The organism is Acidovorax sp. (genome assembly GCF_022763525.1).
Taxonomy (GTDB): domain Bacteria; phylum Pseudomonadota; class Gammaproteobacteria; order Burkholderiales; family Burkholderiaceae_C; genus Acidovorax.
Window position 1 is genome coordinate 1 of record NZ_JALEGG010000269.1, and the last position, 11,379, is coordinate 11,379.

General features: G+C 64.8%; 12 protein-coding genes and 1 tRNA gene. 9 read left to right on the top strand and 4 right to left on the bottom strand.

From position 1 onward, the window contains the following. The first annotated feature begins 212 nt into the window (after positions 1-212). Entirely contained in the window at positions 213-605 is a 393-nt protein-coding gene (rplQ, locus tag MRY84_RS20655) for a 50S ribosomal protein L17 (protein ID WP_063462385.1), read from the top strand. Positions 606-627: 22 nt separating this feature from the next. Beyond that, positions 628-704: transfer RNA gene (locus MRY84_RS20660), tRNA-Met, on the top strand. 390 nt (positions 705-1,094) lie between these two features. Here MRY84_RS20660 and nhaR read toward each other — a convergent pair. After that, positions 1,095-1,991, bottom strand: a complete 897-nt coding sequence (gene nhaR, locus MRY84_RS20665) for a transcriptional activator NhaR (RefSeq protein WP_291507557.1) — start codon at positions 1,989-1,991, stop codon at positions 1,095-1,097. A 144-nt stretch (positions 1,992-2,135) separates the two neighbouring features. On the opposite strand from nhaR, the gene MRY84_RS20670 reads away from it, so the two are divergent. Continuing rightward, positions 2,136-2,684: an Rrf2 family transcriptional regulator gene (locus MRY84_RS20670; protein WP_291507558.1), complete on the top strand. Its 549-nt coding sequence runs from the start codon at positions 2,136-2,138 to the stop codon at positions 2,682-2,684. 302 nt (positions 2,685-2,986) lie between these two features. Here MRY84_RS20670 and MRY84_RS20675 read toward each other — a convergent pair whose 3' ends face one another. Together MRY84_RS20675 and MRY84_RS20680 are read right to left on the bottom strand one after the other, a co-directional pair. After that, complete coding sequence (locus MRY84_RS20675; RefSeq protein WP_291507559.1) at positions 2,987-3,361, bottom strand: TraR/DksA family transcriptional regulator; 375 nt, start codon at positions 3,359-3,361, stop codon at positions 2,987-2,989. Positions 3,362-3,436: 75 nt separating this feature from the next. Beyond that, on the bottom strand, positions 3,437-4,084 hold the full coding sequence (locus MRY84_RS20680; protein ID WP_291507560.1) for a glutathione S-transferase: 648 nt from the start codon (positions 4,082-4,084) through the stop codon (positions 3,437-3,439). Positions 4,085-4,205: 121 nt separating this feature from the next. Here MRY84_RS20680 and MRY84_RS20685 point away from each other — a divergent pair, with 121 nt between their 5' ends. The 6 genes from MRY84_RS20685 to MRY84_RS20710 all read left to right on the top strand — a co-directional run bounded on the left by MRY84_RS20685 (position 4,206) and on the right by MRY84_RS20710 (position 10,498). After that, complete coding sequence (locus tag MRY84_RS20685; RefSeq protein ID WP_291507561.1) at positions 4,206-4,571, top strand: DUF2946 family protein; 366 nt, start codon at positions 4,206-4,208, stop codon at positions 4,569-4,571. Positions 4,572-4,651: 80 nt separating this feature from the next. Beyond that, complete coding sequence (locus tag MRY84_RS20690) at positions 4,652-6,970, top strand: TonB-dependent receptor (RefSeq protein WP_291507562.1); 2,319 nt, start codon at positions 4,652-4,654, stop codon at positions 6,968-6,970. 14 nt (positions 6,971-6,984) lie between these two features. Then, the gene (locus MRY84_RS20695; protein WP_291507563.1) at positions 6,985-7,545 is read left to right on the top strand and encodes a YcnI family protein; all 561 of its coding nucleotides are present in this window, start codon (positions 6,985-6,987) and stop codon (positions 7,543-7,545) included. 66 nt (positions 7,546-7,611) lie between these two features. Further along, positions 7,612-8,121 (top strand): copper chaperone PCu(A)C, encoded by a 510-nt coding sequence (locus MRY84_RS20700; protein WP_291507564.1) that lies wholly within the window; start codon positions 7,612-7,614, stop codon positions 8,119-8,121. Positions 8,122-8,251: 130 nt separating this feature from the next. Then, positions 8,252-9,100: a PhaM family polyhydroxyalkanoate granule multifunctional regulatory protein gene (locus MRY84_RS20705; RefSeq protein WP_291507565.1), complete on the top strand. Its 849-nt coding sequence runs from the start codon at positions 8,252-8,254 to the stop codon at positions 9,098-9,100. Positions 9,101-9,172: 72 nt separating this feature from the next. Continuing rightward, positions 9,173-10,498 (top strand): FIST N-terminal domain-containing protein, encoded by a 1,326-nt coding sequence (locus MRY84_RS20710; RefSeq protein ID WP_291507566.1) that lies wholly within the window; start codon positions 9,173-9,175, stop codon positions 10,496-10,498. Positions 10,499-10,529: 31 nt separating this feature from the next. Here the strand turns inward: MRY84_RS20710 and MRY84_RS20715 are convergent. Then, a partial coding sequence (locus tag MRY84_RS20715) for a hemolysin family protein (protein ID WP_291507567.1) occupies positions 10,530-11,379 on the bottom strand: 850 nt, incomplete at its 5' end.

Genomic DNA, 11,379 nt, shown 5'->3' on the forward strand with positions numbered 1-11,379 from the left:
GAAGCTCGAGAACTGGCCGCCCGCCGGTCTGGACAAGCGCTAAGCTGCCGCCTTATAATCGCAGGCTCCCTGGAAAACGGGAGCCCGGTTTCCGAGTCCTCCGCAAGGGGGACTTTTCGTTCCCCAAGGCGATGCCGCAAGGGAACAGTGCCTCGGGAAGTACCTGACACGGCTACCCGATTTAATTACATAGACAGTCGAAGGAAAGCACCATGCGCCACGGACACGGCCTCCGCAAACTCAACCGCACCAGCTCGCACCGCCTCGCGATGCTGCAGAACATGATGAACTCGCTCATCGAGCACGAGGCCATCAAGACCACGGTACCCAAGGCCAAGGAACTGCGCCGCGTGATCGAGCCCATGATCACCCTGGCCAAGGAAGACTCCGTGGCCAACCGCCGCCTGGCTTTCAACCGCCTGCGCGACCGTGACAGCGTCACCAAGCTCTTCAATGACCTGGGCCCCCGTTTCAAGGTGCGTCCCGGTGGCTACACCCGCATTCTGAAGATGGGTTTCCGTGTGGGTGACAATGCACCCATGGCTCTGGTTGAACTGGTCGACCGTGCTGCTGAAACTGAAAATAATTCGGCAGCAGCTGAATAATAGGGTATAATTTATTTCTTACCGCGCGATGGAGCAGTCTGGTAGCTCGTTGGGCTCATAACCCAAAGGTCGGAGGTTCAAATCCTTCTCGCGCAACCAAAAAGAAAGCAAAAACGCCCGCAGTGATGCGGGCGTTTTTGCTTTCTGCCTTTGATACGCACCTCTTTCCCCTTAGCCGCGTGAAGTGTGCGTGCAGCCCTTCCTGGCCGCCGCACGGGACCAAGTTTCTTCCGGCATCGGGAATGCATTCCTCAGGCAATCATCATCGCAGGTGGCTTTTTGCCAATGGGCGGCAGGATCTGTCGTTTCGCCCGCCACCCCTTATGAAGGGCGCGTGATGTACCCACCCCCTCTATACCGGTTTCCCAGACTTACTGAACCTGCAGGTTCATTCCAGCGACTGCTCTAGCGGGCAGGCGTGCGCCTCATAGCGACACCTCCGCGCTGGCCGAAGTTCTTTTGAGCGCGTTGACCAGCGTTCAGCAGACCTCACTTAGCGAACAGATCTGCCTTGGCCGCCTTGGTGATGGCTGCCACGCACGGGTGGGTGATGCGCCGCTCCACGGAGATGGCGAAGAACTCCTCCACCAATTCAGTAGACCGTCCGATCACCTCGACGCCAAATTGCGCTGTGGTTTCCTCGTCCAGCACGGTGGGAGATGTGAAGACGCCCCGGCCCTCGCGCCCAAAGGCGTTCATGAGGGCGCTGTCGTCGAACTCCCCCACCAGGCGGGGCTGCAGCTGGTACTTGTTGAACCAATGATCGAGCTGTTGGCGCACTGAAGACATCGGCCCCTGGATCAACATGGGCGCACCTTGCAGGCACTGGGGGAAATCGCCGGCCAGTTCGGCGCGCAATGCGGGGGAGCACAGAAAGCTCATTCCGCTGCTCCCCAGTGGATGGTTGAAGGCTTTCACGCCAATCTTCCTGGACACCGGTTCATCGGCCAGGACGAGGTCAAGCTTGTGCAGGCTGAGCTGGGCGATCAAGTCGGGAAACTTGCCCTCCTGGCAGGTCATATGGACTTGCTGGGGCATTCCGAGCGCGGGTTCCAGCAAGTGGTAGGCGACAGACTTGGCAATGGAGTCGGCCACTCCCACTCGAAACTCCAGCGGCTTGGCCTGACCGCGCGACAGGCGCACTGATTTTTCCAGCGCATCGCCCAGTGCAAAGATCTGCTCCGCGTAACCCAGCGCCACACGCCCTTCACTGGTCAACTCCAGGCCCCGTCCACGCTTGCGAAAAAGCTCGTGTCCCAGCCATTCTTCCAGCTGGTTGATTTGGCCCGACAGCGTCTGCGGCGTGGTGTGCAGCTGCTCGCTGGCTCGCACCACTCCGCCGGCCTTGGCCACTGTCCAGAAATAGCGAAGGTGCTTAAAATTCATGGGCTTAAATGCTTCGAAAATACCGAACTATTTGAATCAATAAAACGAATATACGCGAAGTGTCAAAGCCTCTACATTGGATGTTCGGACCATTCCGCGGCACAGCCCGGTCTGGAAACAACGTGTTCACAAGGAGTAGCTACGATGCGAATCACCACCCGAGGACAACTTGCCGTGTCGGCGATGACCGACCTCGCACTGCACCAGAAGCTCCGTCCCGTGGCACTGTCCACGATCAGTGCGCGTCAGGGCACCTCGCTGTCCTATCTGGAGCAGCTGTTCAGCGCATTGCGCCGAGCCGGCCTGGTGGACAGCACGCGCGGCCCCGGAGGGGGCTATACCTTGGCCCGCAACCTCGACCAGATCTCGGTGGCGGAGATCATCCTGGCCGTGGAAAACCTGAAGGCTGATGACCTGCCGCACCTGGAGGCAGGACAGGCTGCGCAGGTGAAATCAATGACGGGGGAGCTCTGGACAAGCTTCAACATGCGTGTGATGGAGTACCTCCAGTCGGTGACGTTGCGGGACTTGGTAGCCCAGCAGCGTGCGAAGGGCGTGGTGGTGGAGGAGCCTGCCCCCGCTCCAGCGTCCCGGCCAAAGCTCAGCGCCAAACCCAAACCTCTGATGGCACGCGTGGGCGTACCCAACTCGGTTTTTGCGCTGGGTGCGTTTCCGGTGCTGCAGCGCCGCTGACACAGCAGTCACCGGCGTTCCGCCTACGACGGCGACAGGCAGAGCCGCACGGGGCGGCCCCGGAATGCCGGGGCAGGAGGCGTGTGGGCTTCCTCGACCACCTGCTCTTCGATGCCGCTACCGCGGGAGTCGGCGCTGGCGTCCACTCCGACAGCGCGGCGGGTCGGTGAGTTAGAGGGCCAACTGCGGGCGTATCGCAACGGCCGTCGCGCCGCTCCCCAGTTGTGGCGATCGCGGCGCCGTGATGGACGCACCGGGCCGCCATGCACTGGGCTAATCCCCCAGGCAGTGGAACGAACGCGCTATCCGCCGGGCGGCTGGCGCAGTTCGGCCTTTTCCTGGCAGGGCACGCACCGTGCGGCTTCGGGGGTGGCGCGTAGGCGCGCCATGGGAATGTCCGCGCCGCAGTCCGTGCACTCGCCGTACGCTCCTGCAGCGATGCGCTCGAGCGCGGCCTCCACAGCGGCCAGGTGAGTGGTCTCATGCTCATCGATGGCGAACTCCAGCTCCCGCGCTGTCGCCAGCTGGGCGCGGGGGTCCTCTGGCTGGCCAAAGTGGTTCGCGGCAGCCTCGGCTCGGCCGATGGTGCCGCCGCGCTGCTCAGCCAATTGTGCGAGGAGCGACTCCCTCAGGGCCACAAGGGCAGGGCGGAAAGTGGCAGCTTGGTTCTTGTCCATGACGGGCTCCGATGGGCGACGGATGCCATCCTCGCCCAGCGTCGCCTGCAGCGCATTGACCGGCATCAAGAAGGCTCAGCGCTTGGGAGGGCGCGCCAGCATTTCAGCGGTATTGGTCTTGCGGTCGGCGTTGATGCGCTGTACGTGGGGACGCTCGCCCATCCGGGCCAGGTACTCGCGCACGGGCAGGTTGGCCAGGAAGTCGCGACCATAGATGATCTTGGTGGCCGAGCTGACCAGCGGCAGGTGAACGATGGCGGCGCAGTCGGCCAGGGTGAAGGTGTCGCCGCCTACGTAAGGGCTGAATTTCGCCAACTGGCCGAAGGCGGCAATGTTCTTTTCCAGCTGCGCTCCCACCTTTTCCTTGGCGGCGTCGCTGACGGTGCCGCCAAAGAACGCCTGTGGGTAGAGGTTGCGAGCCACCAGCTCCAGGTGCAGCTCCAAGAAGGTGATCAGCTCGCGCACCTTGGCGGCCTGGTAGGGGTTGGGGGGGATCAGCGCGGGCTGCGGGTGGGCGGCCTCGATGTAGTCGGCCATCACGGCCGATTCGCACAGTGGCCCCTCCGGGGTACGCAGGTAGGGAACCTTGCCCAGCGGGCTGGCGCTGCGGTCGGTCTCGCCCACCCAGGCCAGCTCTTCGGTAAACGGCAGGCCCTTTTCGAGCAGCGCGAGCTTGACCTTGTTGTAGTAGTTGCTGGCTGAAAAGCCGCAGAGTGTCAGCATGGGGTGTCTCCGTTATGGTGAGGGATGCAGCGCACATCGTAGGAGCGGGCGGCGAGGGAGCCCGTCGCGCAGATGACCCCCGTCAAGGCGTTTGCGCCCGGGCACCCTACAATTCGCGCCCATGCCTTCCCTGCAAACCATCCGCAGCCTTCGCTGGCTTGCCCGCCTTGTGCTGGCATGGTTTGTGGTGTCCATCGGCGTGGCCGTGGCGTCGCCCATGGTCAATCCGCAGCCGATGGAGCTGATCTGTTCGGGCTCGGGTGCCATCAAGCTGTTGGTCAAGACCGACGACGGCGCCACCGAGGTGCCCAGCCACACGCTGGACTGCCCACTGTGTGCACAGGTAAGCGCACCGCCTCCCGCGTCGCAGGCTCAAGTGCCTGTGGTCCATCCCCTGGCGCATGCCTTGCGCCCCATCCCTGCCGCGCACATTGCTGCGCGCACCGCCGCGCCGCTGCCGCCGCGTGGACCTCCAGCGCTCTCCTGAAATTGCTATTTTTTTGATAGCTGCTTGCGCTTGATTCATGGGTGCAAGCGGCCTCTTTGGCTTGAAATTCAGGAGTTCCCATGCGCAAAAGCCGCATGGCGCTGGCCTTGGCCAGTGCCTTTCCCATTGTCCTGGGCTACACATTCACCGGGGCTGCCCCGGCGTTCGCCCAACCCGCTGAGCCCAGCTATGCCCCCGTCAAGGAACTGGGCGTGGTCACCATCACCGGCGGCCAGCCCACCTCGCTGCCCACGCAGATCCCCACCACCATCGAGGGCGTGACGCGCGAGCAGATCGAGCATTCGATCAACGCCACCGACAGCGAAGACGCGCTCAAGTACCTGCCCAGCCTGCTGGTGCGCAAGCGCTACATCGGCGACTACAACCATGCCGTGCTGTCCACCCGCGCTTCGGGCACGGGCAACCCGGCGCGGTCCATGGTGTTTGCCGATGGCATCTTGCTGAGCAACTACCTGGGCAACGGCCCCACCAACGCACCGCGCTGGATGCTGGTCACGCCCGAGGAGATCGAGCGGGTGGACGTGCTCTACGGCCCCTTCTCTGCCGCCTATGCGGGCAACTCTGTGGGCGCGGTGGTGGACTACGTCACGCGCATGCCGACCCAGTTCGAGGCGCATGGCAAGGTTAGCTTCCAGCACCAGCCGTTTGACTTGTATGGCACCAACGCCACCTATGCCGGTAAGCAGGTCAGCGCCTCGGTGGGCAACAAGAGTGGCGACTGGTCCTGGTTCCTCAACTTCAGCAAGACCGACAGCGAAGGCCAGCCGCTCACCTTCCCCACACGGCTGGTGTCTACGGGTACGGTGGGCAATGCAGGCACGCCCGTGACGGGCGCTGTGCCGGGCAACAACCGCAGCAACCAGCCCTGGTACCTGCTGGGCACGGCCACGCAGTACCACACGCAGCAAGACCACATCAAGGCCAAGATCGCCTACGACTTCTCGCCCACCGTGCGCGCGGCCTATACCTTGGGCTGGTGGCACAACGAGTCCGAAGGGCGGCCCACCAGCTACCTGCGCGATGCCAACGGCAATGCGGTCTACAGCGGCACGGTCAACATCAACGGCCGCTCGTTTGCGCTCGCGCCCACGGACTTCAACGTCTCCAACGAGAACCTCACGCACTTCATGCACGGGCTCTCGGTCAAGAGCCACACCAAAGGCGTGTTCGATTGGGAGGTTGCCGCCAGCCTGTATGACTACCAGACCGACACCCTGCGCGCCGCCACCGTAGCGCTGCCCGCCGCGCTGCATGGCGGCGCGGGCCGCATCGCCAACAGCAAGGGAACGGGCTGGAACACCCTGGCCGCCAAAGGCACCTGGCGGCCCGATGGGGTGTTGGGCGCGCACATCGTGGACTTTGGCCTGCAGCGCGACAGCTACCGGTTGCGCACCGTGGAGAACGCCACGACGAACTGGATCAACGGAAATGCGGGCGCCCGCAACCAGGCCTTCAACGGCGACACCCAACTGCTGGGCCTGTGGGCGCAAGACACCTGGAAGATTGCGCCCCAATGGAAGGCCGTGCTGGGCGCACGCGCCGAGCGCTGGAGCGCCAGCAATGGCCAGACCGGCAACGCCAGCACCACGCTGAGCCACCCCGAGCGCAACGAAACCTACTTCTCGCCCAAGGCTGCCGTGGCCTGGCAGGCCAGCGACCTGTGGGTGCTCAAGGCATCCACCGGCCGCGCCGTGCGCATGCCCACCGTGGCCGAGCTGTACCAGGGTGGCATCAGCGGTAGCGGCACGCTCATCAACAACGACCCGAGCCTGCGGCCCGAAAAGAGCTGGACGACGGAGCTGACGGCGGAGCGCGACATGGGCAACGGGCTGCTGCGCCTGACCGCATTTTTTGAGCGTACGAAAGACGCGCTGTACTCCCAGACCAATGTACTCGTCACACCCAACGTGACCAACGTGCAGAACGTGGACGCGATTCGTACCAAGGGTCTGGAGCTGTCGTACCAGGCGGCCAACGTCTTCGTGCGCGGTCTGGAGCTGGGCAGCAGCTTGACCTGGACGGATTCCAAGATCACGCGCAACGACAAGTTCCCCGCCAGCGTGGGCAAGTGGCAGCCGCGCATCCCCGAGTGGCGCGCCACTGCCGTGGCCACTTACCGGCCCGATGCCACGTGGTCGTACACCCTGGGCGCGCGCTACAGCGGCAAGCAGTACAGCACGCTCGACAACAGCGACGTGAACGGCTTTGCCTACCAGGGTGCGAGCCGCTACTTCACTACCGATGTGCGGGTGCGCTACCAGATCACCCAGCAGGTGAGTGCCGCAGTGGGCATCCACAACCTCAACAACTACCGGTTCTGGAATTTCCACCCCTACCCGCAGCGCACTTACATGGCTGAACTCAAAGTCAGCCTCTGAAAGGAACACACTCCATGTCTCAAGATACTATGAAAAAGATAGCTGCTGGCGCTTTGCTGCTGGGCGCTGGAGGCCTTTATGGCCCTGCGTCTGCCCATGTGGTGCTCGAATATCAGGTCGCCCCCGCAAGCGCGAGCTACAAGGCCACGTTCAAGGTCGGCCACGGCTGCGGCGCGTCGCCGACGCGGCAGATCGCGGTGGACATCCCCTCCGGCATGCGCGGCGCGCGCCCCATGCCCAAGCCGGGCTGGGCGCTGGAGGTGCAGCGCGAAAAACTCGCCCAGCCGTACACCAGCCACGGCCGCACCATCACCGAAGACGTGGTGCGTGTGACCTGGACGGCCAAGACCCCCGAGGACATGCTGCCCCATGCCCATTACGACGAGTTCGTGCTGGTCGCCACGACGCCCGAGCAGGCGGGCACGATGTACTGGCCCGTGCGCCAGACCTGTGCCGAAGGCCGCAACGACTGGGTGGAGACTCCGAAACCCGGACAGAAGATCTCGGACCTGAAGTCCCCCGCCGCCGCACTGGAAATCCTGCCCGGCGCGGGCGCGGGTGCCCACAATCACTGATGAGCCAAAGACAAAGAGGCAGCTTTCCTGCCTCTTCCCATTTCCGCTGAACAAGGAATCCTGACCATGAAAAAACTGCTTCACACCACCGCCCTGGCCGCCACGCTGATGGCTGCCTTTGCCAACGTCCCTGCCTGGGCACAGACCGCCACCGTCAAGGTAGAAGGCGCCTGGGCCCGCGCAAGCGTGCAGGGCCAGAAGGGCACGGGCGCGTTCATGCGCCTTACGGCCCAGGACGGCGCCCGCCTGGTGCGCGCCGAATCGCCCGCCGCAGGCGTGACCGAAGTGCATGAGATGAAGATGGAAGGCGACGTCATGAAAATGCGCGCCGTGCCGTCCTTGGAGCTGCCCGCCGGCAAGACGGTGGAACTCAAGCCCGGCGGCTACCACGTCATGCTGCTGGACCTGAAGGCCCCGCTGGCCAAGGATTCCACCGTGCCGCTGACCCTGGTCTTTCAGGACGCCAAGGGCGTCGAAAGCAAACTGGAGCTGACCCTGCCAGTGGGCACCACAGCGCCCGGGGGCGCCGCAGCGCCAGCGCACGGCCACGGGCATGGCCATGGGCAGAAGCACTGACTGAGCCGCTTCGCAGCAAGCGCACCGAGCGCCCGCGCTGGCCGCAACTGCGGAAAATCTGGCGGCCCCGGCGGCAACGCATTGGAGTAAGCTGTGCCTCCACCACAGACCCACCTCTTGCGGAGCGGCCATGAGCGACACCACCAACGCCTTCGGTTTCGGCAAATTCGTCCCCGGTTTTGATTTTCTGCAGAGTCTCGCGAAAGGCGCGACCAGCAGCATCCCGCAGCTGCCCAATCTCTCCAATTGGGTGGCGCCGACCATCAATGTCGAAGAACTGGAAAAGCGCATTGAAGAGCTCAAGGCCGTGCAGTTCTGGCTGGAGCAGAACTCGCGTGCGTTGGCCGCCACCATCCAGGCGCTGGAGGTGCAGAAGATGACCCTGGCCACGCTCAAGGGCATGAACTTCAGCATGGGCGACGTGGCCAACGCCTTCAAGCTCAAGACGGCCGACACCGTGATGAGCGGCGTGCAGAAGGCAGCCGACACGGTCAGCGGCGCTGCAGAGGCCATGACCAGCGCCGCCGCCCGCGTGACGGGCCGTGGCGCCGAGACCGAAGAGGAAGCCCCGGAGGCTGACGAGCCCGCACCAGCGGCCAAAGCCAAACCCAAGGCCAAGGGCAAAACAGCAGCCGTTCCCGACACTGCTGTGGTCGACCCGATGCAATGGTGGGGGGCGCTCACGAGCCAGTTCCAGCAGATCGCCGCCAACGCGATGAAAGACGCGGCCAAGCAGACCGCCATCGACACCACCAAGAACATGGCCACCGGCCTGGCCAAGGAAGCGTTCAAGACGGCCACCGGCATGGCCAGCCAGTTCGCGGCCAAGGGCATGCAGTCGGTCAAGGGCAGCCCGCGCAAGGCGGCAGCGCCCGCCAAAAAGAAGGCCGCCGCACCGGCTCGCAAGGTGGCTGCCAAGCCGGCCGCCAAAACCACTACCAAGGCGCGCAGCAGCGCCGCCCGCAAGCGCGCCGGTTAACGGCCGCAGGCCGGGCCGGTGGGTGGGCCACCGAGCTCTCCTGACGCCTGCCCGCCGACCGTGGAGAACGCCATGAAACTCTTTCCCTCCGGCCACGCCACGCACCCGCAGTGGCGCATGGCGGCCGCTCTCGTGCTGGCGCAGTTGCGCGCACAGATGGCCCTGCCCGATTACGCCAGCGCGCCTGCGCTTGGGCTGCTGTACATCACCGACCACTACGCGAGCGAGGCGCGCGAGCTGCTGGACTACCTGAGCGGCGAGCTGCCCGAAGTCACCGACTGGAGTGGCACCGTGGGCGTGGGCGTGTCTGCCAACAACGCAGAGTACTTCGACGAGCCTGCCCTTTCGGTGATGCTGCTGGACGTTCCGGCCGACCAGTACCGCGTGTTCTCCGGCGTGGCGCCCCTGCCTGCCCATCCACAGCGGGGACCGGGCGGATTCGTGGCCCATACGGCGCTGGTGCATGCGGACGGCGCAACGCCGGATTTGACGGGCCTTCTGGCCGAGATGGCTGCCCGCACCGAGACGGGCTACCTGTTCGGGGGCTTGAGCGCCAGCCGCACCGCGAGTGTGCAGTTTGCGGTAGGCGGCAATGGCAACATCGCAGGGCAGGGGGCTGCCAGCGGGGTTTTCGATGGCGGCCTTTCGGGTGTGGCGTTTGGCTCCGGCGTGGCGCTTTTGTCGCGCGTCACGCAAGGCTGCCAGCCGGTGGGGGCGCTGCGCACCATCACTCGGGCCCAGGACAACGTGGTGCTGGAGCTCGATGGCGAACCAGCGCTGGACGTGCTGCTGGATACCCTGGACGTGACGCTGGATGGCGACCCCCAGCCTGCGCTGCGCAAAGTGCGTGCCACGCTGGCGGGCCTGGTGAACGCGGGCGAGCAGCCGCAGGGACAGCGTCGCACCGGCCATTTCGGTACCGACACGCGCGTGCGCCACATCGTGGGGTTGGATGGTGCTCGCCGCGGCGTTGCGCTGGCCGATCACGTGGAGGCCGGAATGCACCTGGCGTTCTGCCAGCGCAACGTGGCGGCCGCGCGCGCCGATCTCATGCGCATCTGCGCCGAGATCCGCGAAGAGCTATCGCCTGAAGAACTGGAGCCGGAAACCCTGCTCTCAGCTTTATCGCCGGGCGGTGACCGTGCCGATGTGCCGGGCAAAGCAGAGGCGACTGCCGGGGCTGGCGCGACACGCGAGCGCCGCATCTGTGGGGCGATCTACGTGAGCTGCTCCGGCCGCGGAGGGCCGCATTTTGGCGGGCCCAGCGCCGAGCTGCAGATCGTGCGCCATGCGCTGGGGGACGTGCCGCTGGCAGGGTTCTTTGCGGGCGGCGAGATCGCCCACCACCACCTGTACGGCTACACGGGCGTGCTGACGGTGTTCGTGGACGCCGCCTGAGAACTTGAACAGGCGGTGGGGCCCAGGCAGGCTATAGCGACAGCCCGTCGTCCCGCGCCTCGGCCTTCTCCGCCTCGGTGAGCGGGGTGGCGAGGATCTTGTCGATGGTCTTGCCGTCCATGTCCACCACCTCGAGCTTCCAGTCTTCCCATTGCACCGTGTCGGTCACCTTGGGCAGGCGGCCGGTCAGCAGCATGATCATGCCGCTCAAGGTGTGGTAGCGGCCGCGCTCTTCTTCGGGCACGGTATCCAGGTTCAGGCGATCCTTCAGTTCGGGCACGGGAATGTGCCCGTCCAGCAGCCAGCTGCCATCCTCGCGTTGCAGTGCCCATGAAGTTTCCGGGTCGCGCGGCTGAAACTCACCGGTGATCGCCTCGATCAGGTCCTGCAGGGTGACGATGCCTTGCACCTCGCCATACTCGTCGATCACAAAAGCCATGTGCACGTCCGACAGACGGAAGTTGTCCAGCAGCTCCATGCCAGTAATGGTCTCGGGCACATACAGGGCTGTCTGCAGCGGCTGGTCGGCCAAGCCGCCACGCGCCTTGTCGCGCAGGGTGCGCGACAGCCACTGGCGGGCATTGATGACCCCGAGGATGTTGTCCATGCCGCCGCGCACCACCGGAAACCGCGCATGGTCCGACTCTTCGATGCAGCGCAGGTTCTCTTCAAACGGTGCATCCACGTCCAGGCACACCACATCGCCGCGAGGCACCATGAGCGAGCCGATCTGGCGATCGTCCAGCCGGAACACGTTGCGCACCATGGTGTGCTCGTGCGACTCGATCACGCCCGCGGTGGTGCCTTCGACCAGCATGGCGTGGATCTCTTCTTCGGTGACGGGGCTGCCGCTGGTTTCCTTCACGCCCATCAGGCGCAGC

Coding starts and splice junctions, on each gene's coding strand:
- nhaR (WP_291507557.1), bottom strand. CDS start 1,991: ATGAATTTTAAGCACCTTCGCTATTTCTGGACAGTGGCCAAGGCCGGC.
- MRY84_RS20675 (WP_291507559.1), bottom strand. CDS start 3,361: ATGGACAAGAACCAAGCTGCCACTTTCCGCCCTGCCCTTGTGGCCCTG.
- MRY84_RS20680 (WP_291507560.1), bottom strand. CDS start 4,084: ATGCTGACACTCTGCGGCTTTTCAGCCAGCAACTACTACAACAAGGTC.
- MRY84_RS20690 (WP_291507562.1), top strand. CDS start 4,652: ATGCGCAAAAGCCGCATGGCGCTGGCCTTGGCCAGTGCCTTTCCCATT.
- MRY84_RS20705 (WP_291507565.1), top strand. CDS start 8,252: ATGAGCGACACCACCAACGCCTTCGGTTTCGGCAAATTCGTCCCCGGT.
- MRY84_RS20710 (WP_291507566.1), top strand. CDS start 9,173: ATGAAACTCTTTCCCTCCGGCCACGCCACGCACCCGCAGTGGCGCATG.
- rplQ (WP_063462385.1), top strand. CDS start 213: ATGCGCCACGGACACGGCCTCCGCAAACTCAACCGCACCAGCTCGCAC.
- MRY84_RS20695 (WP_291507563.1), top strand. CDS start 6,985: ATGTCTCAAGATACTATGAAAAAGATAGCTGCTGGCGCTTTGCTGCTG.
- MRY84_RS20700 (WP_291507564.1), top strand. CDS start 7,612: ATGAAAAAACTGCTTCACACCACCGCCCTGGCCGCCACGCTGATGGCT.
- MRY84_RS20685 (WP_291507561.1), top strand. CDS start 4,206: ATGCCTTCCCTGCAAACCATCCGCAGCCTTCGCTGGCTTGCCCGCCTT.
- MRY84_RS20670 (WP_291507558.1), top strand. CDS start 2,136: ATGCGAATCACCACCCGAGGACAACTTGCCGTGTCGGCGATGACCGAC.